The sequence below is a fragment of the Pseudomonas sp. PB103 genome (assembly GCF_009764635.1).
Classification (GTDB): Bacteria; Pseudomonadota; Gammaproteobacteria; order Pseudomonadales; family Pseudomonadaceae; genus Aquipseudomonas.
In genome coordinates this window covers 1-24,491 of the sequence record NZ_RWIL01000176.1, presented here as the reverse complement: position 1 = coordinate 24,491, position 24,491 = coordinate 1, and the positions used below count along the sequence as shown (strand labels likewise).

Here is a 24,491-nt window from a genome sequence, read left to right as displayed (position 1 = left end):
TTTCAGTCGTGCCAGGCTTTCTTCAATCGCCCGAGCGCAGCGCTGATCGCTGCCTCGGGCACGGCGGCAAAACCCAGCACCAGGCCGGCGCGTTGATCCGCCGGCAAGGTTGAATCCGGCAGCCAGTAACTGCTTAAACCGTTGATCTCGACATCGACGCTGGCGGCCAGACCGATCAACTGTTGCTCACGGGCCAATGTGTCCACAGGAATGGTCAAATGCAGACCGGCGGCGACACTCGGCAAGCTGCCAACGCCGGGGATATCGCTCGGCCAACCGGCCAACAAGGTATTGCGCCGGCTCAACGCGGCACGACGCATGCGCCGGATGTGTCGCTGAAAATGCCCGGCCGCCATGAACTCGGCCATCACCGCTTGGGTGCTCACTTCCGAATGGCGCACGTCCACCGCCCGGCGCTGGGAAAAGGCGTCCACCAACCCCGGCGGCAACACCAGATAGCCCAGACGCAACGCCGGGAATGCGACTTTGCCGAAGGTGCCGACGTACAACACACGGCCCTGCCGATCGAGCGCGGCCAATGGCGCCAGCGGTGCGCCGGTATAACGGTACTCGCCGTCGTAATCATCCTCGACGATCCAGCCTTGCGTGCATTCGGCCCAGGCCAATAACTCCAGACGCCGCGCCAGACTCATCACCACGCCGGTCGGGTATTGATGAGACGGCGTCACATAGGCCACTCGGCAATCCGTCGCCGCCGCCAATGCCGCGCAATCAATGCCCTCCTCGTCCACCGCAATACCGCGCAATCGCGCACCCGCTACAGCGAACGCATGACCCGCCGCACGGTAGCCCGGATTTTCAATGCCGACGCCATCGCCCGGCTCCACCAGCAACTGTGCACAAAGGCTAATGCCCTGCTGCGCACCACTGGTGATCACAATTTGTTCAGCGCTGCACTGCATGCCGCGCGAACTGCGCAGATAGGCGGCGATCATCGCGCGCAAACGCGCATCACCGGCCGGGTCGCCGTAACACAGCTGCTGCAAATCCGGTTTGCGCCAGAAAGCCGCGTTCAGCTTGGCCCACACCTCAAAAGGGAACAGGTCGAAAGCTGGTACACCGACGCGAAATGCGCGCGGCGGACCACTCGGGGGCTTTGCCAAATGGTTGTTTTCAATACGCGAAAAAGTAGCGCTGTGGATAACTTTACTGGATGGAATCACAGTTAAATCCAGCCAATTTGTGGATAAGGCTGTGGGTAAGCCTGTTGAAAACCCTGTGGATACTTTTGTGGATAGTTTTTTCGCCGAGGGCGGCGGCGCCGACAATTGCGCGACGTAAGTACCGTCGCCAACGCGCCCTTCGATAAAGCCTTCGGCATACAACTGATCGTAAGCGCGCACCACGCTGTTACGCGAAATCGCCAATGCCGCCGCCAGATCGCGACTGGCCGGCAGCCGCGTGCCGCTGGCGAGGCGTCCATCGAGCACGCGCAAACGCAGCGCCTGATAGAGCTGGCGGCTCAAACCCTGGCGCCGATCCAGCTCGATACCGGCGGGATTGAAGGGCATGGACAGCGATGGCGAGTCAGGCATGGCAATGGACCTATGAAATTGGCCGTCAATGGCTCTTACAACAGACCAATAGCCTGCCTAGGATGCAGGCATTCGCCAAGGAAAATCTGTCCATGTACACGCCGCGCGCCTTTGCCATCGAAGAACTGTCCCAACTGCACGAACTGATCCTCGCCACCCGCCTCGCCATTCTGGTGACCCACGGCGAAAACGGTCTGCAAGCCAGCCATGTGCCGGTGCTGCTGCATTGCGAACAAGGCGAGTACGGCACGCTGTACGGGCACTTGGCCCGCGCCAATCCACAATGGAAAGACCTGCGCGACGGCGCCGAAGCCATGCTGATTTTTGCCGGTGCCGACGCCTACGTCAGCCCGGGCTTCTACCCGAGCAAAGCCGAGCACGGCAAAGTCGTGCCGACCTGGAACTACATCGCCGTGCATGCCTATGGCCACGCCGAAACCTTCAGCGACGGTGGGCGTCTGCTCGACATCGTCAGCACCCTCACTGACCGTCATGAAGCCGGCCGCGCCCAGCCGTGGTCAGTCGCCGATGCGCCCGCTGACTACATCGACGGCATGCTCAAGGCGATTGTCGGTTTCGCCATTCCCATCGACCGTCTCGAGGGCAAGCGTAAGCTCAGTCAGAACCGCAGCGCCGAAGACATTGCCGGCGTGCGTGAAGGTCTGGCCGCCAGCCCCGAAATCAACGATCAAACCCTCGCCCGATTGATGCGCTAAGGAAATCACCATGAGTCAGATCGACATTCGCCAGGTCAGCGCCGCCGACCGGGCCGCGTGGCTGCCGCTGTGGCAGGCCTACCTGCGTTTCTACAACACCGAACTGCCGGACGCCGTGACCGACAGCACCTGGCAGCGTTTCCTCGACCCGAGCGAACCGACCCACGCGGCGTTGGCCTGGGCCGATGGCAAAGCGGTCGGCATGGTGCATTACATCTACCATCGCTCGAACTGGAGCATTGAAAACTCCTGCTACTTGCAGGATTTGCTGGTGACCGAGGAAACACGCGGCACCGGCGTCGGCCGCCTGCTGATCGAACACGTCTACGCCACCGCCAAGGCTGACGGTTGCTGCAAAGTGCACTGGCTGACCCATGAATCGAACACCACCGCGATCCAGCTCTACGAGCGCATCGCCGAACGTCCGGCTTCATCCAGTTTCGCAAAGCCATTTAAGGAGAGGTACGCATGATCATTTCACCGGCTGACTGGAAAGGCGTCCCCGCCCCCACCGCCACGTTGCTCGAAGGCCGTTTCATTCGCCTCGAACGCCTCGACCCGGCGCGCCACGGCGAACAACTGTTCGCCGCACTCGAAGGCCCGGGCGCCGACCCGAAACTCTGGGATTATTTGCCCTACGGGCCGTTCCCGGAACGCAGCGTTTTCGACGCCTGGCTGAACAACCATGCGGCCGCCAGCGATCCGTATTTCTTCGCGGTCATCGACCGTGCGAACAATCAGGTGCAAGGCATCCTCAGCCTGATGTCGATCGTCCCGGCGCAGGGCCGCATCGAGATCGGCCACGTCACCTTCGGCGCACCGATGCAGCGCTCGCCGAAAAGCACCGAGGCGGTATATCTGCTGGCCAAACATTCCTTCGACCTCGGCTACCGCCGCCTCGAATGGAAATGCAACAACGGCAACGCTCGCTCCAAATACGCCGCCGAACGTCTGGGCTTCAGCTTCGAGGGCGTGTTCCGCCAGCACATGGTGGTCAAGGGGCAGAACCGCGACACCGCGTGGTACTCGATTCTGGATTCGGAATGGCCAGCGATTGGCGCCGGGTTCGAGCGCTGGTTGAGCGATGAAAACCAGACGCCGGATGGCCAGGTGAAAGGCTTGGTTGAGTGCCGTAGCTGAGGCGCAAAGCAAAAGATCGTCCGCACGCGGCCCGAGCCTTCGGACGATCTTTTGATCTGTTTTTCACCCCAGCTTTTGCGCCAGCACCGCAATGTGCTCGGGGCCGATCCCGCAGCAACCGCCCAAGTGGCTGGCACCGCGCTGCTGCCAATCTATCGCCCAGTGCAAATAACCCGGTGGATCAAGATCCTCGCGCAAGGGATCAAGCCCATCATTGGCTGTTGCCTCTTCTGGCTGCGGAGGAAACGCATTGGCGTAAGCGCCGATATGAATGTTCACCCCCAGGCGTTCGAAGGTTTCACGCGCGGCATCAATCGCGGCACCGATCACTTCCGGCTGACTGCAATTGAACAGCAACGTCTCGACGCTCAACTCAGCCGCCACTGCCGCCGCTTCGGCGACCGGCTCGCCAGAGCGCAAGCGCGGTACTTCATCGATGTCTTCGTCCTTCAAGGTGAACGACAGCCAGAACGGCTTGCCGTCCTGCGGTAAACCATTGTGGATGGCTCGCGCCTCAATGATCGAGCTCTGGGTTTCCGCCAGCCACAGATCAACGTGCGGCGCCAGGCCGTCGACCAGCGGCGCCAGCAACCCGGGCGCGCGTGCGGCTTCGAACAAGTCCGGTCGATAGGAGCCGAACAGCGGAGGCAATGAGCCGGCCACACGCACGGCTTTTCCCGACGCCTGCACCGCCCGCCGCGCCAATTCACCCGCCAATGCCGCCAGCGCCTGCCCTTCAGCGGCGAAGCGCTCTGCGCCGATATGAAATGGCACCACCGCATAACTGTTGGTGGTAATCACATTGGCACCGCTGGCGATATACGCCGCGTGTACGGCCTCAACCGCTTGCGGCGCTTCGCTTAACGCCAGCGCCGACCACTCCGGCTGCCGAAATGGCGCCCCGGCGCGCTGTAACTCACGGCCCATACCGCCATCGAGAATAATCGTGCTGCCTGCGCCCATATGCTTTTCACTCATATGCTTATGAAAATAACTCACTATCAGAGTCGTTCTTATAACTATTTAATACGCACCATTCGGTTAATAACAACCTCTTTTTTACTCAGGGATCGACTGTGAAATTTCAACCGCTACTGGCCCTGGGCCTGACGATTCTGGCCGCCTCCACGCAAGCGTTTGCGGGCACCACGCTGGACCGTGTCGAGCAGAAAAAGCAACTGGTCGGCGTGCTGATGGAGAGTTATCCACCGTTCTCGTTTCTCAACGATCAGAACCAGCTCGACGGCTTCGATGTCGATGTCGCCAAAGCCGTGGCCGATAAACTCGGGGTCAAGCTGCGCCTCGAAACGCCATCCTGGGATGTCATCGCCGCCGGTCGCTGGAGCGGCCGTTACGACATCTGCATCTGCTCGATGACACCGAGCAAGGCGCGCGCCGAAGTGTTCGATTTCCCGGTCGAGTATTACGCCTCGCCGGCCGTGATCGTGGTCAATGCCAAGGATGACCGGATCCACCAAGCCAAGGATCTGAGCGGCAAGAAAGTCGGCCTCACCAGTGCCTCCAGCTACGAGAGCTATCTGAACAAGAACCTGGTGATCGAAGGCGCTGAAGACACGCAGTTGCAGTACCCGTTCGAGGACGTGCAGATCGCGCCGTACGATACCGACAACGTCGCGTTCCAGGACCTGGGGCTCGGCGCAGGGGTGCGGCTGGATGCGATTCTCACCAATCTCGTCACCGCGCAACCACGCCTGAACCAGGACAAACGCTTCAAACTGGCTGGCGCGCCGCTGTACTCGGAGCCGAACTCGGTCGCCATCGAGAAGGGCGACGCACAATGGGCTGCCAAAGTGCGCGAAGTGTTCGCGCAGCTCAAACAGGACGGCACCCTGAGCAAACTTTCGCAAAAATGGATCGGCGCCGATATCAGCCAATGACCTCTTTCCCTACACCTCCACAGCCACCGCAGCGGGTGGCTGAATCACGTCTGCAACGACTCTTCGGTTTTCGCACGCGGCTGTACCTGACGTGGGCGGCGATGGTCTGCCTGTTCGGCGGATTTTTCCTCAGCTTCGACCTGAAGTTCTCGATCATCCTCGACAAGCTGCCCAATCTGGTCGGCCTGCATCTGGCCCCCAACGGCTTTCTACAGGGCGCTGCGCTGACGCTTTTCCTGTGTGTCTGCTCGATTGTCGCCTCGTCACTGCTGGGCTTTGTCACCGCGCTGGCACGCCTGTCGAAAAGCGCCGTAGCGTTTGGCATCGCCAGTTTCTACGCGTCGTTCTTTCGCGGCACGCCGCTGCTCATCCAGATCCTGCTGATCTATCTCGGGTTGCCGCAACTGGGCATCGTGCCCGGCGCCATAGTCGCGGGCATCATCGCCCTGTCATTGAATTACGGTGCCTACCTCAGCGAGATTTTCCGCGCCGGTATCCTCGGCATTCCCTATGGCCAACGCGAAGCGTCACTGGCGCTGGGCATGCGCGAATCGGTGATTTTCTGGCGCATCACCCTGCCCCAGGCCATGCGCACGATCATCCCGCCGACGACTAACCAGTTCATCTCGATGCTCAAGGATTCGTCGCTGATCTCGGTAATGGGGGTCTGGGAAGTGATGTTTCTGGCGCAGTCGTATGGGCGCTCCAGCTATCGCTACATCGAAATGCTCACCACTGCGGCGATCATTTACTGGGTGATGTCGATCGGTCTGGAGTTGATTCAGGCGCGAATGGAGCGGCATTACGGCAAGGCCTATGTGCGGCGTAGTTAGGGCGAGCGGCACGTTTCAGCGGCGAGATTGGCCGCAGCGGCCTTAATCACGGCTGCTGGGGCAGTGGCAGATGAGTTGCCGAGATTACCAGCGGGTTACATCTGTAAACGCTGTAGGAAAACACGCCGCAACAACTGGGTAAACGCAGCCGTTCCCACGGTCGCGGAAATTTTCCACAGAGAAAACTGACGAAAGCTGCATACCTGTGGGAAGCAGCTGACATCGGACCCAAGGACCTTCAACTTAGAGTTTGGCCTCCTGTCAAAAGAGGCCTTACTTGATGTCCGTTCAACACATTTTTCGACCGAAACAACTGGCCTTGGCGATTGCGCTGACAATCGGCTGCACAGAAATTGCCGTAGCGCAGCAACCGGAGACACCCGTTGTTGCCGAGGCCGATATCCCGAAGACGCCTGCAAAGAAACCCGTTCCGAAGGCTGCGTCTTCGGACGATATTTTTGCATCCAAAGTGTTCATTGGCCCCAAAAAAAATGCCCCCTCCAGAGCTAAAAAACCAGAGAAAGAACTGCCGGGCGATCTGCCCTTGCTCAGTACAAACCTGCCGGTCGAATTTGATCAAGCGTTCTACGAGTTCCTGGAGTTTCCGGAAATTGAAACAGTAGACGTCAAGGCCAACGGTAACCCGTTCGACGACTTCCAGAATGCGCTCTCCACGACACACACCCGTCTTTCGACCGCACCTGAAATTCTCAACGGCGTCTCTCTGCAATTAGGTGAAGGTGATGACCTGCTGGAGATCACCAGCGCTGCCAGCCTGGAAGGGCGCATTGACGGCGGCGCAGGCAAGAACGGACTGCTTTTGAATGCTGCCGAAGGCGGAAAAATCGCTGATGCAGCAAACTTTCAACACCTGCGCGTAGCTCGCGGAGAGTGGCATCTCCATCAAGAGCTGGCCGGTGACGCGGATGTTCAAGCGGGAGTCCTGCTCAACAACAGCTGGATAAAAGGCAACGTCCATGTCGGTTCAAATGCTGTTTACGGCGGATACGGCAACGCAGGTAATGTGACTGTAGAAGGCTCACTGATCGCCAATACTGTGCGCGGGTCGCCTACTATCAAAGGCAACCTCACATTCGCCGAGGGAGCAACCTTTTCCTATGGAGTGACCGCAAATGAGTTTGCCGACCCGGTTTTCGTAAATGGCACAGCTCAATTGGCCGGCGCCAACTTTGAAGTTTACGGAGCGCCCGGGGATTACGCGCAAACCACCTCAACGACAGTTTTGTACGCCGGCAAAGTTGAGGGTGAATTCGATAAAGTCACTACCAACCTGGCCTTCATGACACCGACGCTGCGGTACGACGAGAATCAGGTTGACCTGACGTTCAGTCGTAATGGAGTGAAAGTTGAAAGCGTCGCAACCTCGGAAAATGCTCTTGAGATTGCCAAAGAGATTGATCAGACACCCGGTATTTCAACGGTGCCAGTGAAGCCTCCAGCGACAGTTCTGTCAGTGGCAGAATCGGCGGGTACACAGACGGGGTCATCAATCGACAGGAGCACTTCGGCGTCTTCCATTGCAGCGATAACTGCCGTTGCTGAAGGTGCATCCAAGTCGTCCGCAACTCAAACTCCTGCCGTAGCTGCCACCCCCGGTGCAACCACTGCTCCCGCCAAGGCTTCACCGCCTCCGGCGCCAGCAAACAAAGCCCTCGTTTCCCTGCTTGGCAGCAACAGAACCACCGCCGCCCTCGCGCTCGAACAACTTGCCGCCGGCAGCAACGCCAACCTGGCCAAAGCCACACTGAGTGCCGTGACCCCGGTCAACGACAGCCTGCTGTCGGCGATGCGCCAGTTGGACCCTGGCAAGCCATCGACCCGCGCAAACGACGGCAATGGCCGAGTCTGGGTCCAGGCACTGGGCAATAGTGGCAAGATCGATCGCGACACCGACAGCACACTGAAACACGCCACCCAGGGTCTGGTCGCGGGTGCCGACTGGCGTCTCGATGAGCAATGGCATGTCGGGATCATCGGCGGCAAATCGCAGACGAAACTCGATGCCCGTCATTCGGACGGCGACCTCGACAGCTGGCACCTCGGTGCTTATGCCGTTCGCCAGGACGGCCCCTTGGCGCTGCGTTTCGGTGCCACTTACGCCAGCCACGACGGCAGCAGCAAACGTCGAGTCGCGTTCAATGGTTTCAGCGATCGCCTCAAGGGCAGTTACGACGCCAGCACCCAACAGGCCTTTGCCGAAGCGGGTTACAACTTCGGCGAGGGTGACATCACGCTCGAACCTTTCGCCAATCTGGGTTACCAGCGCTATCAACGCGACAGCTACAGCGAAAAGGGTGGTGATGCGGCGTTGAAAGTCCACGGGCAATCGCAAAACAACCTGACCAGCACCTTCGGCCTGCGTGTGGCAAAAACCAATACCCTCGACAACGGCATGCACCTGACGCCGCGCCTGAGTGCTGGCTGGAAACACACCTACGGCGAACTCGACCTGCACACCCGCCAGCAATTGCTCAACGGTGGCATCGATTTCGAAATCGCCGGAGCACAACTGGATCGCAACAGCCTGTCAGTCGACGCCGGTCTCGACCTGGCCCTGTCTGCCAATCACACGCTGGGCGTTGGCGTCACCGGGGACGTCGCATCTGACAGCCGCAACACCGGCGTAATGGGCCAATGGCGCATGGCGTTCTAACCGATCCCGGTAGGAGCTGCCGCAGGCTGCGATCTTTTGATGTTGTTTTTTAGAAGACAAGATCAAAAGATCGCAGCCTGCGGCAGCTCCTACCGGGAAAAAAGCAAAAAAAAGGGGAGCACATGCCCCCCCGAGGTTTAAAGCGTTGAATCGCGGCCGTTATCTCAGCCTTCGATCTCGATCAGAATTTCGCCCGGATTGACCCGATCACCCTTGGCCACATGAATCGCCGTGACCTTGCCGGCGATAGCGGCCTGGACTTCGGTTTCCATCTTCATCGCTTCGGTGATCAACACAGCCTGGCCGGCCTTGACGGAGTCGCCCTCCTTGACCAGCACATCAACGATGTTGCCCGGCATGGTGGTGCTGACGTGGCCCGGTGCGGATGCTTGCTTGCGCTTGCTGCTGCCACCGCCGACGAATTCGTTGAGCGGTTCGAACACCACTTCTTCCGGCATGCCGTCGATGGACAGATAGAAGTGACGCTTGCCTTCAGCCTTCACACCGACACCGGTGATGTCGACGCGGTAGGTTTCGCCGTGCACGTCGATGACGAACTCGGTCGGTACGCCTTCGCCGCCCGCCTTGGTCACACCGCCGGCTTCAGGAATCGGCAGCAGCACTTCAGGGGTCAGGGTGCCAGCGGCACGCTCTTCAAGGAACTTGCGACCGATGTCCGGGAACATGGCGAAGGTCAGCACGTCTTCTTCGGACTTGGCCAGAGCGCCGATGTCGGCACGCAGCTTGGTCATTTCCGGCTTGAGCAGATCGGCTGGACGCACGTCGATGACTTCTTCGCTGCCGATCGCCTGACGACGCAGCTTCTCGTTGACCACGCCCGGCGCCTTGCCGTAGCCGCCTTGCAGGTAGAGCTTCACTTCGTTGGTGATGGTCTTGTAGCGCTCACCGGCCAGCACGTTGAAGAACGCCTGGGTGCCGACAATCTGCGAAGTCGGGGTCACCAGCGGCGGGAAGCCGAGGTCTTCACGCACGCGCGGGATTTCCGCGAGCACTTCGCCCATGCGGTTCAGCGCGCCCTGCTCTTTCAGCTGGTTGGCAAGGTTGGAGATCATCCCGCCCGGCACCTGGTTGACTTGCACACGGGTGTCGACGGCGGTGAATTCGCTTTCAAACTGGTGGTACTTCTTGCGCACGGCATAGAAGTACAGGCCGATCTCTTGCAGCAGTTCGAGATTCAGACCGGTGTCGTACTCGGTGCCTTTCAGCGCAGCAACCATCGACTCGGTACCCGGGTGGCTGGTGCCCGAGGCGAAGCTGGAGATCGCGGTGTCGATGTGGTCGGCGCCGTTTTCGATCGCCTTGAGCTGGCACATGGTCGCCAGACCAGCCGTGTCGTGCGAGTGGATGAATACTGGCAGCGACTGCTCGGCTTTCAGTGCGCGTACCAACTCGCCCGTGGCGTACGGGGTCAGCAAACCGGCCATGTCCTTGATCGCCACCGAGTCGCAACCCATGGCTTCCATTTGCTTGGCCTGGGTGACGAACGCGTCGATGGTGTGCACCGGGCTGGTGGTGTAAGCGATGGTGCCTTGGGCATGTTTGCCGGCTGCTTTCACAGCTTCAATGGCCACGCGCAGGTTACGCACGTCGTTCATCGCGTCGAAGATGCGGAACACGTCGATGCCATTGACGGCAGCCTTGGCGACGAAGGCTTTGACCACGTCGTCGCTGTAGTGGCGGTAGCCCAGCAGGTTCTGCCCGCGCAGCAGCATTTGCAGACGCGTGTTAGGCAACGCCGCGCGCAGTTGGCGCAGACGCTCCCACGGATCTTCTTTGAGGAAGCGTACGCAGGCGTCGAACGTCGCGCCGCCCCAGCATTCCAGCGACCAGTAGCCGACTTTGTCGAGCTTGTCGCAGATCGGCAGCATGTCTTCGGTGCGCATGCGGGTGGCGAGCAGCGATTGGTGAGCGTCGCGCAGGATGGTGTCGGTAACGAAGATCTTCTTAGTCATTGGTATCTCCTCATAGCGGCAAGCTTCAAGCTACGAGCTGCAAGAAAAAGCCAATCTGCTTTTACTTGCCGCTTGCAGCTAAAAGCTCGCAGCTGTTTCATTCATAGGCCTGCGTGGGCGGCGATGGCGGCGGCGATGGCCAGGGCCAGCTCTTCGGGTTTGCGCTTGATCGAGTAGTTGGTCAGTTCAGGGTGGCTTTCAACGAAGCTGGTATTGAACTGGCCGCTACGGAATTCCGGGTTGCGCAGGATTTCCTGGTAGTAGGCGGCGGTGGTCTTCACGCCTTGCAGACGCATGTCGTCCAGCGCGCGCAGACCACGGTCCATCGCCTCTTCCCAAGTCAGTGCCCACACAACAAGTTTCAGACACATCGAGTCGTAGAACGGCGGGATGGTGTAGCCGGTGTAGATCGCTGTGTCGGTGCGCACGCCCGGACCGCCGGGGGCGTAGTAACGGGTGATCTTGCCGAAGCTCGGCAGGAAGTTGTTCTTCGGGTCTTCGGCGTTGATGCGGAACTGCAACGCGAAACCACGGTGCTGAATGTCTTCCTGTTTCACCGACAGCGGCAGACCGGAGGCGATGCGAATCTGCTCGCGGACGATGTCGATCCCGGTGATTTCTTCGGTGATGGTGTGTTCCACCTGCACCCGGGTGTTCATCTCCATGAAGTACACCTCGCCCTCGGCGAGCAGAAACTCCACGGTGCCAGCGTTCTCGTAACCCACTGCCTTGGCCGCACGCACCGACAGGTCGCCGATGTAGGCACGCTGTTCCGGGGTCAGTTGCGGGCTCGGGGCGATCTCGATGAGCTTCTGGTTGCGACGCTGGATCGAGCAATCACGCTCGAACAGATGCACGACGTTGCCGAAGCTGTCGCCGAGGATCTGCGCTTCGATGTGCTTGGGATTGACGATGCATTTTTCCAGGAACACTTCGGCAGAACCGAACGCCTTGGTCGCTTCGGATATGACGCGAGGGAAATTCTGTTCGAGCTCTTCACGGCTGTTGCAGCGACGGATACCGCGACCGCCACCACCGGAAGTGGCTTTGAGCATCACCGGGTAACCGATGCGGTCGCCTTCGACCAAGGCTTCTTCGATGTCGGCAACGTTGCCTTCGGTGCCTGGCGTCACCGGTACGCCGGCCTTGATCATGCTGCGGCGCGCTTCGGTCTTGTCGCCCATGCGGCGAATGACTTCTGCCGACGGGCCAATGAACTTGATCCCGCGTTCGGCGCAGATATCAGCCAGCTCAGCGTTTTCCGAGAGGAAACCGTAGCCAGGGTGAAGTGCATCGCAACCAGTTTCCACGGCAAGGTTCACCAGCTTGCGCGGGTTGAGGTAACCAGCCAGTGGCTCGGCACCGATGCTGTGGGCCTCGTCTGCACGTTTCACATGCAGCGCATGGCGGTCGGCGTCGGAAAAAATCGCAACCGAGCGAATGCCCATTTCGGCGCAGGCTCGTACGATTCGTACGGCAATCTCACCACGGTTGGCGATCAGGATCTTTGTTATCACTTGGAGGTTCCCTTGAGCCGGTGGCACCACGACCTGCTAGACCCAGGTCGACGCGTGACCAAATGTTTCAATTTAGTCGCAGGTCCACACTAGCGCTCATGAGGGATTAACAAAAATGAATAAAAATTGGGTCAGGCATAAGCAAAGACTTATAGTTGAAACATCAGCCAGCCGTCAGAGCCTATAAAAAATGCGTAAGTCCTTGATGCGTATGACATTGCGTCAATTGCAGATCTTCAACGAAGTATGTGATTTACGCTCTTACAGCCGCGCAGCCGAGGAAATGTCGCTCACCCAACCGGCGGTCAGCCTGCAAATAAAGCAGCTCGAAGAGCTGATCGGCCAGCCATTATTCGATTATGTCGGCAAAAAACTCTACATGACCGAAGCCGCTGAAGCTCTTCAGCGCGCCAGCCGGGACATTTTCGGACGCCTGGAAAACCTCGATATGCAGCTCTCGGACATGCAGGGCTCGCTGCAAGGTCAGCTGAAACTGGCGGTCGAATCCAGCGCCAAATACTTCGTTCCGCACCTGTTCGCCGCGTTCAAGCGCCAGCACCCGGAAGTGAATCTGCAACTGACCGTGGTCAACCGTGGCCAGGTCATTCGCAGGCTCTCAGACAACCGTGATGATCTGGTGATCATGTCGATGGTGCCGCAGGACATGGGCCTGGAATTCCTGCCGTTCCTCAACAACCCGATTGTTGCCGTGGCGCGCCCGGATCACCCGTTGGCGCACATGGGCCCGCTGCGCCTGCAGGATCTTGAGCCCTACACGCTGCTGATCCGCGAACCCGGCTCGGGTACGCGACTGGCGTGTGAAGAGTATTTCAAAGAGAAACGCGTGCACTTCACCCAGACCCAGGAAGTGGCATCGGCTGAAGCCCAGCGAGAGTGTGTGCAGGCGGGTCTGGGCCTGGCGCTGTTGACGCGCCACGCCCTGAACCTGGAGCTGGCGACCGGCGGGCTCGTCGAGCTGCCGGTCGAGGAATTGCCGCTGCTGCGTAGCTGGTGCCTGGTGCAAGCGAAAGCCAAACGCTTGTCACCGGTGGCGCACGCCTTCCTGGCGTTTATCCGCAGCGAACGCGTGCAGATCAGCGCGCTGGTTGAGCGCTTCGACGGGAAGCTGCGGGTGCCGCCTGCCAGTGAGTGATGTCGGGAAAGTCGCCGATTTCGGCCTGAAGCTGACGTAGTTCGAAGCGATCTTCGATAGCGCGGCGAAATTCCATGCGGCGCTGGTCTTCCTGCTGACGACGGGTTTTCGCGGCGCTGTTGCGTTCTTCGTAGGGCTGAGCCATTTCGAGTCTCCCAAGGCGATGACGGGAGTTTCACGATAGGCGCGGGGGATGACGGTTTGGCTGCGTAGGGATGACAGTGCGATGAAACTTGCGCAGGGTTGCGGTGTTTTTGAGGACGCTATCGCTGGCAAGCCAGCTCCCACAGGGTTTTGTGTCGTACACAAACGATGTAAACACTCGAAAAAACTGTGGGAGCGGGCTTGCCCGCGATTAAGGTCGGAACGACCTTGCTTTAATCATCGAGAGCTTTCGCGGCTTTCGGCGACAAGCGCAAGCTGCGCAGACTGCGCTTCACGCTCTTGAGGTGGTTGACCAGACTCGGTCCGCGCGCCATGGCCACGCCCATCGCCAACACGTCGATCACCACCAGGTGGGCGATACGCGAGGTCAGCGGCGTATAGATCTCAGTGTCTTCATGCACATCGATCGCCAGATTCACAGTCGACAACTCGGCCAGCGGAGTCTGGCTCGGGCACAAGGTAATCAACGACGCCCCGCTCTCGCGCACCAGATTGGCGGTGATCAGCAGATCCTTGGAACGCCCCGATTGCGAAATACAGATCGCCACATCAGTAGGCTTCAACGTCACCGCCGACATCGCCTGCATGTGCGGATCGGAATACGCCGCCGCCGTCAGCAGCAAACGAAAGAACTTGTGCTGCGCATCCGCGGCCACTGCGCCCGACGCGCCAAAACCATAGAACTCGACGCGCTGCGCCTGCGACATCAACGTCACCGCGCGCTGCAACTCGATCGGATCGAGCTTCTCGCGAACCTCCATCAGGGTGTGCAACGTGGTGTCGAAAATCTTCAGGCTGTAATCGGCAACCGAGTCGTCTTCATGGATCGCGAACTGGCCGAAGCTGGCACCGGCGGCCAGGCTTTGCGCCAATTTGAGCTTGAGATCCTGAAAACCGGAGCAACCGATGGCGCGACAGAAGCGCACGATGGTCGGCTCGCTGATGCCGACGCTGTGGGCCAGGTCGGCCATGGAACTGTGCATCACCGCCGCAGGGTCAAGCAGCACGTGGTCGGCGACCTTGAGCTCCGACTTGCGTAACAGGTGACGTGATTGGGCGATGTGTTGCAGCAGATTCAAGGGGCTGGACTCTTCTTATGGGCAAGGATGTAGCACGCTTGTAGTTATACTACATGAATTGGCTTTTTGCCTGCTCAATGCGTAACTCCATGTCCCCATATCAGGCGCGATGAGGTGCATGTAGCCCTTAAAACGGTTTTTCCTGTTCACGCAAAAGCCCGGCCAGCGCGGCAGCCTCCACCGGACGGCTGATCAGATAGCCCTGCACTTCATCGCAACGTTCGGCGCGCAGAAATTCCAACTGATCCTGGCGCTCAACGCCTTCGGCGACCACCTTCAGCGAGAGCCCGTGGGCCATGGCAATGATCGCGCGGGTAATCGCCGCATCCTCACTGCCTTCACCCAATCCGCGTATGAACGCCTGATCGATCTTCACGTAATCCACCGGAATACGCTTGAGGTAACTCAATGACGAATAGCCGGTGCCGAAGTCGTCGATGGCCAGCTTCACCCCCAGATCGCGCAGTTGCTGGAAGGTCGCGATGATGTGTTCGACGCTGTCGAGCAACTGGCTTTCGGTCAGTTCCAGCTCAAGGTAGTGCGGCGCCAGCCCGGTTTCTTCCAGCACCTGGCGCACCAAGCTGACCAGTTTGCCCTGACGTAATTGATGCACCGACAGGTTCACCGACACGCGGATCGGCTCCAGCCCCTGCCGCTGCCATTCACACGCTTGCCAGCAAGCCTGGCGCAGGACGAATTCGCCGATCGGGCCGATCAGGCCGGTTTCCTCAGCCAGCCCGATGAAATCTCCCGGCGGCACCCGGCCCATGGTCGGGTGATCCCAGCGCACCAGCGCTTCCGCCGCATTCAAACGCCCCGATTCCAGGCACAGCTTGGGCTGATAAAACACCTTCAGCTGTTTTTCCTCGATGGCTTTGCGCAGCTGGTTTTCCAGCTGCAAGCGCTCAAGAGTACTGGCCTGCAGACTCTCGGTGTAGAACTGGAAGTTGTTACCGCCCAAGTGCTTGGCGTGTTGCATGGCCATATTCGACTGGCTGACCAACGCGGAAATCTCCCGCGCGTTGTCCGGCAACATGCTGATGCCCATCGAGGCACTGACGACCAGCTCATGCCCTTCGACGGTCAGCGGCAAGCGCAACTTGCTCGACAGTCGGGTGGCGACACGGGCCAGGCTCGACAGATTGCCGTAAGCATCGAACAACACTGCGAACTCATCACCGGACAACCGCGCGATGGTGTCGGCCTCCGGCAAGGCATTGACCAGCCGACGCGCCATTTTCTGCAACATCTGGTCAGCGACCTCGTGGCCGAGGCTGTCGTTGAGCAACTTGAAGCGATCCAGATTGATGTGCAGCAACGCCAGGCTACGCCGTCCGCCCTGCCGCACGCGTTGATGCGCTTCATGCAGGCGCTCGCGGAACAGTGATCGATTGGCCAACCCGGTGAGTTCGTCGTAATGGGTGAGGTAACGCATGCGCTCTTCGGATTCGCGCCGCGCTGACAGATCGGCGAAGAAGCCGACGATATGACTTACATTGCCTCGACTGTCGCGCACTGCATTCAGCTGCAGCCACTGCGGGTACAACTCGCCATTCTTGCGCGTCTCCACCAGTTCGCCCTGCCAACTGCCGTGCTGTTCCAGCGCATGGCGGATCGCGACGTAATGACGCCGGGCATCGCGGCTGCACGGCAGCTCGACGACGTTGCGCCCGAGCATGTCGTCGATGTCGTAGCCAGTCACGCGGCTGAACGCCTGATTGATTGCGATCAGCGAGTAATTCGGGTCGAGAATCACGATACCTTCGCTGGCCGCTTCGAACACCGTCGCCGCCAGGCGTTGCTGCTCTTCGAGGCTTTTGCTGACGCTGATGTCACGGCGAGTACCGACCATGCGGATCACACGACCACTTTCGCTGCGCTCCACGGCGCGACCACGGTCTTCGATCCACACCCAATGACCGTCGCCATGACGCACGCGGTACTCGATCTGATAATCCTCGGTGCGGCCCTTCAAATGCTCGATCAATGCGTGCTTGAGGGTGGGCACGTCCTCCGGGTGCAAGCGCGGTTTGAGGTCGCGCAGCAGTGCCGTGACAAATTCCGGGGCGAGGCCGAACAGCTCCTGAATCTGCGTGTGATGAACTTCATCGGTTTGCAGGTTCCAGTCCCACAGCCCCAGCTCACTGGCTTTCAACGCCAGCGCCAGCCGCGCTTCGCTTTTGCTCAGGGCCTGATTGGCAGCATCGAGTTCGCGGCTGCGCTGGGCGACGCGGTCTTCGAGCTCGACCTGCGCTTCGCGCAACTTGCCCTCGGCACAGCGCCGGTGATCGATTTCCCGGGCCAGTTCCTGATTGAGCTGCTCGCTGCGCGATTGAGTTTGCTGCAGGTGTTCGATCAGGTGCTGATTCTGGAAGCGCCGCAGCAAACCACGATCGATCAGGCGATTGACCTGCCACGCGACCACGCTCAGCGAGCCGAGCAGAATCAACCCGAGCCAGCCCCAACCGCGCGCCTGTTCATCGCCGCCCCAGAATAAAAAGCCGATCGCCGGCAGCAGACACGGCAAGGTAAAGGACAGGAACGCCGGCAGGCTCACCGCGTAAGCGACACTGGCCGACAGGGTCGCGGCACCGATCAGGCCGAACACCCAGGCTTGCTGCATGAAATTATCGGCGGGCACCAATGCGATGCCGGCACCGGCCAGCGTCAGCCCGGTCAGGGTCGAGCCGAGCAGAAACATCCGTAACCAGATGGGTTGGGCCTGGCGATCAGGGATTGCCGAGTCGAACGCCGCCACCTGAATCACCCGCAACGCCACCAGCGACAATAGCCACACTAGCCAGACGCTGACCACGAAGTAGCGCTGCGGGCTCCAGAGCAAACCGGCGCAGACCAGACCATTGATGAGCATGAAAAGAGTGGGCAACAAGGAGCCCTGATACAGCAGACGCGTGCGCTCCACCGCCATTTCGACGGCATAGTGCTTGCGGATAACCCGGGGTTCCACAGAGGGGCCCGACAGTTCGGCGCTGAGGGTCATGGGCAACGTTCTTGTTCTTATAAGGAGGGCGTGCGCCCGAAACGTGGACGGAGCATACACAAGCCGACCCCGTTGCCAAACTGCCCCAGATCATAATTTCATCGAAACTTTTCCGCCCTCAGGCCCCGGTAAAACCCGCAGAGTGAGGCGGGCTCAAGCCTGTAGCCGGTGACCGACCGGTCGTCATCGGCAGCACTTTCATCGGCTAATGCAAAGCTCGGTTTGCCCGGGCCTGCGGCGCACCCTAGAATGCCCCGATGCGCGATGATCTCTCCCTTCTGCTGAACTCCCTCAACGATGCCCAACGCCAGGCCGTAGCAGCCCCCGTTGGCCGTCAGTTGGTCCTGGCCGGTGCTGGCTCCGGTAAAACCCGAGTGCTGGTGCACCGTATCGCCTGGTTGATCCAGGTCGAAAACGCCTCGCCCCACTCCATTCTGTCGGTGACCTTCACCAACAAGGCCGCTGCCGAGATGCGTCATCGCATCGAGCAGTTGCTGGGGATCAACCCGGCCGGCATGTGGGTCGGCACCTTCCACGGCCTCGCGCATCGCTTGTTGCGGGCGCACTGGCAGGAAGCGGGCTTGAGCCAGACCTTCCAGATTCTCGACAGCGACGACCAGCAACGGCTGGTCAAGCGGGTGATCCGCGAGCTGGGCCTCGACGAGCAACGCTGGCCGGCCCGTCAGGCGCAGTGGTTCATCAACGGCCAGAAAGACGAAGGTCTGCGGCCGCAACACATTCAGGCCAGCGGCGATCTGTACCTGGCGACCATGCGCGGCATTTACGAGGCCTACGAGGCGGCGTGCCTGCGTGCCGGCGTGATCGATTTCTCCGAACTGCTGCTGCGTGCCCTCGATTTGTGGCGCGATCACCCGGGCCTGTTGGCGCACTACCAAAAGCGCTTCCGGCATATTCTGGTGGACGAGTTCCAGGACACCAACGCCGTGCAGTACGCCTGGTTGCGCCTGCTCGGCAAGGGCGGCGACAGCCTGATGGTGGTCGGCGACGACGATCAGTCGATTTACGGCTGGCGCGGCGCGAAGATCGAGAACATTCATCAGTACTCGTCCGACTTCGCCGACTCGGTGACCATTCGTCTTGAGCAGAACTACCGCTCCACCGCCGGCATCCTCAAGGCTGCCAACGCCCTGATCGCCAACAACACCGGGCGCCTCGGCAAAGAGCTGTGGACCGATGGCGGCGATGGCGAAGCGATCAATCTGTACGCCGCGTTCAACGAACACGACGAAGCACGCTACGTTGTCGAAACCATCGAAAGCGCGCTGAAAACCGGCTTGGCCCGTAGCGATATCGCGATTCTGTACCGCTCCAACGCCCAGTCGCGCGTTTTGGAAGAAGCCTTGCTGCGCGAGCGTATTCCGTATCGCATCTATGGCGGTCAGCGCTTCTTCGAACGTGCGGAAATCAAGAATGCCATGGCGTATCTGCGGTTGCTCGAAGGTCGCGGCAACGATGCAGCGCTGGAGCGGGTGATCAACGTACCGGCCCGTGGCATCGGCGAGAAAACCGTCGAAGCCATCCGCGAGCACGCGCGCCACAGCGATGTGTCGATGTGGGAAGCGATGCGCCAACTGGTCGCCAATAAAGGCTTGACCGGTCGCGCAGCGGGTGCGTTGGGCGCGTTCATCGAGCTGATCGAGAACCTCGCCGCCAAGTGCATGGAAATGCCGTTGCACTTGATGACGCAAACCATCATCGAGCAATCCGGCCTGATCGCTTATCACCAAGCGGAAAAAGGCGAAAAAGGCCAGGCCCGGGTAGAAAACCTTGAGGAATTGGTCAGCGCCGCGCGCAACTTCGAGAACAACGAAGAAGACGAAGAGCTGACCCCACTGGCGGCATTCCTCGGCCATGCTTCGCTGGAGGCTGGCGACACCCAGGCCGACGAGCACGAAGACAGCATTCAGTTGATGACCCTGCACAGCGCCAAAGGCCTGGAATTCCCTTACGTGTTCCTCGTAGGCATGGAAGAAGGCCTGTTCCCGCACAAGATGAGCCTGGAAGAACCCGGACGTCTTGAAGAAGAACGGCGTCTGGCTTACGTCGGCATCACCCGGGCGATGCAGAATCTGGTGATGACCTACGCGGAAACTCGACGCCTGTACGGCAGCGAAACCTACAACAAGGTCTCGCGCTTCGTACGCGAAGTGCCGAAGGGTCTGATTCAGGAAGTGCGCTTGTCGAACAGCGTCAGCCGACCGTTCGGCGGCAACCAATCGATGAGCGGCAGCAACCTGTTCGCCGGCAGTGAAATCCCGGAGACCGGGTTGAGCCTCGGTCAGGCGGTTCGCCATTCGATCTTCGGCGACGGCGTGATCCTCAACTTCGAGGGCGCCGGTGCGCAGGCACGGGTGCAGGTGAACTTCAGCGAAGGCAGCAAGTGGCTGATGCTCGGCTACGCCAAGCTGGAAGCTATCTAAAAGCGAAAAGATCGCAGCGTGCGGCAGCTCCTACAGGGGATTGTGTATCTGTAGGAGCTGCCGCAGGCTGCGATCTTTTGATCTTCTGATCACGGCGGGTGTGGTGATGCTGGCGTTTCGTCGCTAAGTAGATTTCCCACTGAACCTGTCGCGCTTTCCTACAGCCAAAAGGTAGAAGGCCCTCTTGCCTCTTCCGAGCTGAACGCGACCTGTCAGGCAAAAGCCCGAAACACTCTCTCGCTAGCCAGTAACAGTTGAGCTGTGCAACATGGCGCGCGTGTCTCCACAAACGGGAAATCCCTTTATGAAACGTTTTCTTAGCATCGCCATGGCGTTGTGCATTGGCTTGACGATGAGTCTCGACGTCAATGCTGCCAAGCGCTTCGGTGGTGGCAAAAGCGCCGGCGCTGCGCCGACGCACCAGACCAGCCAGATGGCTCCTTCTTCTCCAGGCATGGGCGGCGCTGCAGCGACCGCAGGTGCTGCCGGTGCCGCCGGCGCTGCGGCCAAGGCCAGCGGTGCTTCGCGCTGGCTCGGCCCGCTGGCCGGCATCGCCGCCGGTGGCCTGCTGGCGTCCATGTTCATGGGCGACGGCTTCCAGGGCATGCAGATCTTCGACATTTTGATCATGGCCCTGATCGCGTTCGTGATCTTCCGTTTCATCGCCGCTCGTCGCCGCAAGCAGCAGGAGCAATTCGCTCCAGCGGGCGCACCGATGCAGCGTGAAGCCTTCCAGCAGAACCCGCCTGCCATGGGTTCGATCTTTGGTGGTTCGGCTGCACCCGCTGCCGCCCGTCCGGTGATCAACGCGCCGGCCTGGTTCAACGAACAGCGCTTCCTTGAAGCTGCACGCAGCCATTTCCAGGCTTTGCAGCAGCACTGGGACGCCAACGAAATGGACAAGATTGCCGAGTTCGTGACCCCGCAAATGCTCGAGTTCCTCAAGCGTGAGCGTGCGGACCTGGGCGACGCATTCCAGTCGACCTTTATCGACAATCTCCAGGTACAACTGGACGGCGTCGATGACCGTGCCGACAAGACCATCGCCACCCTGACCTTCAACGGTGTGTCGAAGTCTTCGCGCTTCGATCAGGGCGAAGCATTCAGCGAAAGCTGGAACATGGAACGTCCACAGGGCGACAACCAGCCTTGGCTGGTCGCCGGTATCCGCCAGAACGGCTGATCCCCTCGCGCGCTTCACTTGCTGTCATAAAAACCCCAGCCTCGGCTGGGGTTTTCTATTTCGCGGTTGCATCTATAGCGAGCTACTGTATAAACCGGCCCATATAAACCGCGCCATTCAAGCAAGAGGATCCCGGACGTGGAAGAAATCATCGAACAACTGCGTGAAGCCAACGAACCCGTGCCGGTTCCTTTGGAATTGCCTGACGAAGACCAACTGGTGGAAGTCGAAGAAGAACTCTTCATCAACATCCCGTTTGTCTTCAAAGAATTTTTGCTGACCGTCAGCGATGTGGTCTACGGCAGCCTGGAGCCGGTGACCGTCACCGATCCGCAATCGCACACCTATTTGCCGGACGTAGCGGCCAATGCGTGGGACATCGGCGTACCGCGTGACCTGATCCCGATCTGCCAGGACGGCGAGAACTACTACTGCGTCGAGGAAGACGGCACCGTGGTGCTGTGGTCCGGCGAAGAAGAGTTGATCACCGAAGAATCCTGGGAATCGGTGTGGCACTGGGCGCGGGACGTCTGGCTGGAAAGCTGATCCGGCAGACGCCCCAATCGGTTAATGCCCCGACGACTCCTTGTGGTTGTCGAGGGTTTCCAGCAGCGCCACCTGCATCCGCGTGTGCACACGGATGAACCAGCGCCAGAGCAGCGCCGCCACGGCGGCCGCGACCACGGCGATCAGCACCAGCAACTTGTTGGTCGGCAGAATACTGGCCGACAAGGCTGCCAACAGCAGGAAAATCACCAGCAGCGAGAGAATCGGGATCACTTCTGAGATCACCCGGCGCACTCGCTGCGTGTGACGCCCGGCCATCTCCGGTTTCACGCCCATCTCCGCCAATAGCATCGACAGCGCCTTGAGCTTGCGATACGCGGCGATCAAGAACGGCAACGACACCAGCAACGCCCCACCCCAGATCAATGCTTTCTGCCAGCTCGGATCACTGATCCAGTCCTGCAGCCACAGCGAAATGCGCTCGGCAAAATACGCCCCGGCGAAGAAGATCGCGATGACCAGCGCCAGGTTGACCCCGACTTGCAGCAAAATCTTGCGAATAATCGACGCCAGCATCGCGCCCTCGCCTTGCGGCTGAATGCTGCGCAGCCATTCGCCGTACATGCCGAGCACGCGCCCGAGAGGCTTAGGCACCGCTGCCGACAATTTGAGCGACAGCGGATCAGCCGCACGAATCAGGTACGGCGTCAGCAGCGTGGTGATCACCGAAACGGCCACCGCGACCGGATAGAGGAAGTTGCTGGTGACCTGCAAGGTCATGCCCAGCGCGGCGATGATGAAGGAAAATTCGCCAATCTGTGACAGCCCCATCCCCACGCGCAGTGAGGTGCGTCCGTCGTTGCCGGCGATAAACGCTCCGAGGCCGCAGGACAACATCTTGCCGAGCACCACGGCGACGGTGATCACCGCAATCGGCCACGCGTATTCGAGAAGGATCAACGGGTCGAGCATCAACCCGATGGCGACAAAGAAGATCGCGCTGAACAAATCGCGAACCGGCTCGATCAGCCGTTCGATTTTCAGCAGTTGCCGCGACTCGGCCATGATCGCGCCGATCAGGAAGGCGCCGAGCACCATGCTGTATTCGAGCTTGACCACCAGCAGACAGAAACCGAAACACAGACCCAGCACCGTGATCAGCAGCATTTCGTTGCTTTCGAATTTGGCCACGTAAGCCAGCAGGCGCGGCACCAACAGGATGCCGATGACCAGCGCGACGATCATGAACAACGACAACTTGCCGACCGTGGAGAACACTTCACCGGAACTGACCGTGCCGCTGACGGCGATGCTCGACAGCAGCGCGATGATGCCGATGCCGAGTATGTCTTCAACGATCAGCACGCCGAAAATCAACTGTGCAAAGCGCTCGTTCTTCATCTTCAGATCATTGAGTGCCTTGACGATGATGGTGGTCGAGGAGATCGCCAGAATCGCGCCGAGGAACAGCGAGTCCATGGTGTTCCAGTCGAACCAGCGGCCAATTTCGTAGCCGATCCAGATCATCAGAACAATTTCGAGGAACGCCGCGATAAACGCCGTCGCGCCGACTTTGAAAAGCTTGCGCAGGCTGAACTCCAGCCCGAGGCAGAACATCAGGAAAATCACCCCGAGTTCGGCGAGTGTCTTGATGGTTTCTTCGTCGTGAATCAGGCCGAACGGTGGCGTGTGCGGGCCGATGATGAACCCGGCAACGATGTAGCCGAGTACCACCGGTTGCTTGAAGCGGTGGAACAGCACGGTCACCACACCCGCGACCAACATGATCACTGCCAGGTCCTGAATAAAACTGATGGCATGCATGGCGTGGGCTCCTTGAATGACGAGGCTCGCAGTCAGACATCAGAAAGGTCTGAGCGAGCGAAGTAAAAATCCGCTTTTCGTGTGGGAATTGCCCTTGGGAGAGGCTTTTGCAGGTTAACACCGCGACTTGCGGCTGGAAGGCGGTGCAATATATGGAAACAGATCGATCCCGGCGTGACGGCGGCCAGTCGCCCGGCGTCCCGATAACGGTGCTTTTGAAAAGCGACCAGGCACCCGCAGAGGTGCTTCCAGAAACCAGCCTTGATCCGTGAGAACGTTATGGAACCCGGAAACGCCCAGCTGTCGATGACGGTACTGATGACCCCCGACATGGCCAACTTCTCTGGCAATGTCCACGGCGGCACCTTGCTCAAATACCTCGACGAAGTGGCCTACGCCTGCGCCAGCCGTTATGCCGGCCGCTACGTGGTGACCCTGTCGGTGGATCAGGTGATTTTCCGCGAGCCGATCCATGTCGGCGAACTGGTGACCTTCCTCGCGTCGGTCAACTACACCGGCAACACGTCGATGGAAGTCGGCATCAAAGTCGTGACCGAGAACATCCGCGAACGCTCGGTACGCCACACCAATAGCTGCTTCTTCACCATGGTCGCGGTGGATGACCAGCGCAAACCGGCCGCCGTGCCGCCGCTGCAACCGCAAAACAGTGAAGACAAGCGTCGTTATATGCAAGCGCAGCAGCGTCGGCAGATTCGCCAGGAACTGGAAAAGCGCTATCAGGAGATCAAGGGCGACGCCTGAGATCAAAAGCAAAAGATCGCAGCCTTCGGCAGCTCCTACAGGGGAATGCAAAACCCTGTAGGAGCTGCC

At 59.8% G+C, this 24,491-nt stretch carries 18 protein-coding genes and 1 pseudogene; 11 read left to right on the top strand and 8 right to left on the bottom strand.

The features are described from left to right. Positions 1-2: 2 nt before the first annotated feature. The gene (locus EJA70_RS30435; protein WP_158836304.1) at positions 3-1,556 is read right to left on the bottom strand and encodes a PLP-dependent aminotransferase family protein; all 1,554 of its coding nucleotides are present in this window, start codon (positions 1,554-1,556) and stop codon (positions 3-5) included. Between the two features lie 92 nt (positions 1,557-1,648). Here EJA70_RS30435 and EJA70_RS30430 point away from each other — a divergent pair, with 92 nt between their 5' ends. The 3 genes and pseudogenes from EJA70_RS30430 to EJA70_RS30420 all read left to right on the top strand — a co-directional run bounded on the left by EJA70_RS30430 (position 1,649) and on the right by EJA70_RS30420 (position 3,412). Beyond that, on the top strand, positions 1,649-2,272 hold the full coding sequence (locus EJA70_RS30430) for an FMN-binding negative transcriptional regulator (protein ID WP_158836302.1): 624 nt from the start codon (positions 1,649-1,651) through the stop codon (positions 2,270-2,272). A gap of 10 nt (positions 2,273-2,282) precedes the next feature. Then, positions 2,283-2,728, top strand: a pseudogene (locus EJA70_RS30425) (N-acetyltransferase family protein). Positions 2,729-2,740: 12 nt separating this feature from the next. Then, positions 2,741-3,412 (top strand): GNAT family N-acetyltransferase, encoded by a 672-nt coding sequence (locus EJA70_RS30420; RefSeq protein WP_158836298.1) that lies wholly within the window; start codon positions 2,741-2,743, stop codon positions 3,410-3,412. A gap of 63 nt (positions 3,413-3,475) precedes the next feature. Here the strand turns inward: EJA70_RS30420 and EJA70_RS30415 are convergent, their stop codons facing one another. Continuing rightward, positions 3,476-4,375 (bottom strand): homocysteine S-methyltransferase family protein, encoded by a 900-nt coding sequence (locus EJA70_RS30415; protein ID WP_158836296.1) that lies wholly within the window; start codon positions 4,373-4,375, stop codon positions 3,476-3,478. A gap of 113 nt (positions 4,376-4,488) precedes the next feature. Here EJA70_RS30415 and EJA70_RS30410 point away from each other — a divergent pair, with 113 nt between their 5' ends. The 3 genes from EJA70_RS30410 to EJA70_RS30400 all read left to right on the top strand — a co-directional run bounded on the left by EJA70_RS30410 (position 4,489) and on the right by EJA70_RS30400 (position 8,817). Next, entirely contained in the window at positions 4,489-5,310 is an 822-nt protein-coding gene (locus EJA70_RS30410) for an ABC transporter substrate-binding protein (RefSeq protein WP_158836294.1), read from the top strand. Next, entirely contained in the window at positions 5,307-6,143 is an 837-nt protein-coding gene (locus EJA70_RS30405; RefSeq protein ID WP_158836292.1) for an amino acid ABC transporter permease, read from the top strand. Before EJA70_RS30410 ends, EJA70_RS30405 begins: the two co-directional genes overlap by 4 nt. Positions 6,144-6,423: 280 nt before the next feature. Beyond that, positions 6,424-8,817: an autotransporter outer membrane beta-barrel domain-containing protein gene (locus tag EJA70_RS30400; protein WP_158836290.1), complete on the top strand. Its 2,394-nt coding sequence runs from the start codon at positions 6,424-6,426 to the stop codon at positions 8,815-8,817. A 164-nt stretch (positions 8,818-8,981) separates the two neighbouring features. Here EJA70_RS30400 and oadA read toward each other — a convergent pair whose 3' ends face one another. Continuing rightward, on the bottom strand, positions 8,982-10,790 hold the full coding sequence (oadA, locus tag EJA70_RS30395; RefSeq protein ID WP_008078836.1) for a sodium-extruding oxaloacetate decarboxylase subunit alpha: 1,809 nt from the start codon (positions 10,788-10,790) through the stop codon (positions 8,982-8,984). A 101-nt stretch (positions 10,791-10,891) separates the two neighbouring features. Beyond that, positions 10,892-12,307: an acetyl-CoA carboxylase biotin carboxylase subunit gene (locus EJA70_RS30390; RefSeq protein WP_053125176.1), complete on the bottom strand. Its 1,416-nt coding sequence runs from the start codon at positions 12,305-12,307 to the stop codon at positions 10,892-10,894. 190 nt (positions 12,308-12,497) lie between these two features. Between EJA70_RS30390 and EJA70_RS30385 the strand changes: the two genes are divergently transcribed. Beyond that, the gene (locus EJA70_RS30385) at positions 12,498-13,460 is read left to right on the top strand and encodes a LysR family transcriptional regulator (RefSeq protein ID WP_158836288.1); all 963 of its coding nucleotides are present in this window, start codon (positions 12,498-12,500) and stop codon (positions 13,458-13,460) included. Here EJA70_RS30385 and EJA70_RS30380 read toward each other — a convergent pair. From EJA70_RS30380 to EJA70_RS30370, 3 genes are all read right to left on the bottom strand, one after another. Beyond that, positions 13,402-13,605 carry a PA3496 family putative envelope integrity protein gene (locus EJA70_RS30380; protein ID WP_077575111.1) on the bottom strand — a complete coding sequence of 68 codons (204 nt, stop codon included), beginning with the start codon at positions 13,603-13,605 and terminating at the stop codon, positions 13,402-13,404. The genes EJA70_RS30385 and EJA70_RS30380 overlap by 59 nt on opposite strands. Before the next feature lie 232 nt (positions 13,606-13,837). Then, the gene (hexR, locus tag EJA70_RS30375; protein ID WP_008078846.1) at positions 13,838-14,704 is read right to left on the bottom strand and encodes a transcriptional regulator HexR; all 867 of its coding nucleotides are present in this window, start codon (positions 14,702-14,704) and stop codon (positions 13,838-13,840) included. A gap of 127 nt (positions 14,705-14,831) precedes the next feature. After that, positions 14,832-17,705 (bottom strand): bifunctional diguanylate cyclase/phosphodiesterase, encoded by a 2,874-nt coding sequence (locus EJA70_RS30370; protein ID WP_158836286.1) that lies wholly within the window; start codon positions 17,703-17,705, stop codon positions 14,832-14,834. Between the two features lie 257 nt (positions 17,706-17,962). Here EJA70_RS30370 and uvrD point away from each other — a divergent pair, with 257 nt between their 5' ends. The 3 genes from uvrD to EJA70_RS30355 all read left to right on the top strand — a co-directional run bounded on the left by uvrD (position 17,963) and on the right by EJA70_RS30355 (position 21,875). Then, complete coding sequence (uvrD, locus tag EJA70_RS30365) at positions 17,963-20,146, top strand: DNA helicase II (RefSeq protein WP_158836284.1); 2,184 nt, start codon at positions 17,963-17,965, stop codon at positions 20,144-20,146. Between the two features lie 304 nt (positions 20,147-20,450). Further along, on the top strand, positions 20,451-21,329 hold the full coding sequence (locus EJA70_RS30360; RefSeq protein WP_008078851.1) for a Tim44 domain-containing protein: 879 nt from the start codon (positions 20,451-20,453) through the stop codon (positions 21,327-21,329). A 138-nt stretch (positions 21,330-21,467) separates the two neighbouring features. Then, the gene (locus EJA70_RS30355) at positions 21,468-21,875 is read left to right on the top strand and encodes an SMI1/KNR4 family protein (protein WP_008078852.1); all 408 of its coding nucleotides are present in this window, start codon (positions 21,468-21,470) and stop codon (positions 21,873-21,875) included. A gap of 21 nt (positions 21,876-21,896) precedes the next feature. Here the strand turns inward: EJA70_RS30355 and EJA70_RS30350 are convergent, their stop codons facing one another. Further along, positions 21,897-23,660 carry a cation:proton antiporter gene (locus EJA70_RS30350; RefSeq protein WP_008078853.1) on the bottom strand — a complete coding sequence of 588 codons (1,764 nt, stop codon included), beginning with the start codon at positions 23,658-23,660 and terminating at the stop codon, positions 21,897-21,899. 279 nt (positions 23,661-23,939) lie between these two features. Here EJA70_RS30350 and EJA70_RS30345 point away from each other — a divergent pair, with 279 nt between their 5' ends. Then, positions 23,940-24,422, top strand: a complete 483-nt coding sequence (locus EJA70_RS30345) for an acyl-CoA thioesterase (RefSeq protein ID WP_003229693.1) — start codon at positions 23,940-23,942, stop codon at positions 24,420-24,422. The last annotated feature ends 69 nt before the right edge of the window (positions 24,423-24,491 follow it).

Bases quoted from the DNA above. Each gene is read 5' to 3' on its own strand.
- oadA (WP_008078836.1), bottom strand. From the start codon at position 10,790: ATGACTAAGAAGATCTTCGTTACCGACACCATCCTGCGCGACGCTCAC.
- EJA70_RS30415 (WP_158836296.1), bottom strand. From the start codon at position 4,375: ATGGGCGCAGGCAGCACGATTATTCTCGATGGCGGTATGGGCCGTGAG.
- EJA70_RS30380 (WP_077575111.1), bottom strand. From the start codon at position 13,605: ATGGCTCAGCCCTACGAAGAACGCAACAGCGCCGCGAAAACCCGTCGT.
- EJA70_RS30405 (WP_158836292.1), top strand. From the start codon at position 5,307: ATGACCTCTTTCCCTACACCTCCACAGCCACCGCAGCGGGTGGCTGAA.
- EJA70_RS30435 (WP_158836304.1), bottom strand. From the start codon at position 1,556: ATGCCTGACTCGCCATCGCTGTCCATGCCCTTCAATCCCGCCGGTATC.
- EJA70_RS30430 (WP_158836302.1), top strand. From the start codon at position 1,649: ATGTACACGCCGCGCGCCTTTGCCATCGAAGAACTGTCCCAACTGCAC.
- EJA70_RS30385 (WP_158836288.1), top strand. From the start codon at position 12,498: ATGCGTAAGTCCTTGATGCGTATGACATTGCGTCAATTGCAGATCTTC.
- EJA70_RS30420 (WP_158836298.1), top strand. From the start codon at position 2,741: ATGATCATTTCACCGGCTGACTGGAAAGGCGTCCCCGCCCCCACCGCC.
- EJA70_RS30400 (WP_158836290.1), top strand. From the start codon at position 6,424: ATGTCCGTTCAACACATTTTTCGACCGAAACAACTGGCCTTGGCGATT.
- EJA70_RS30360 (WP_008078851.1), top strand. From the start codon at position 20,451: ATGAAACGTTTTCTTAGCATCGCCATGGCGTTGTGCATTGGCTTGACG.
- EJA70_RS30345 (WP_003229693.1), top strand. From the start codon at position 23,940: ATGGAACCCGGAAACGCCCAGCTGTCGATGACGGTACTGATGACCCCC.
- uvrD (WP_158836284.1), top strand. From the start codon at position 17,963: ATGCGCGATGATCTCTCCCTTCTGCTGAACTCCCTCAACGATGCCCAA.
- EJA70_RS30350 (WP_008078853.1), bottom strand. From the start codon at position 23,660: ATGCATGCCATCAGTTTTATTCAGGACCTGGCAGTGATCATGTTGGTC.
- EJA70_RS30370 (WP_158836286.1), bottom strand. From the start codon at position 17,705: ATGACCCTCAGCGCCGAACTGTCGGGCCCCTCTGTGGAACCCCGGGTT.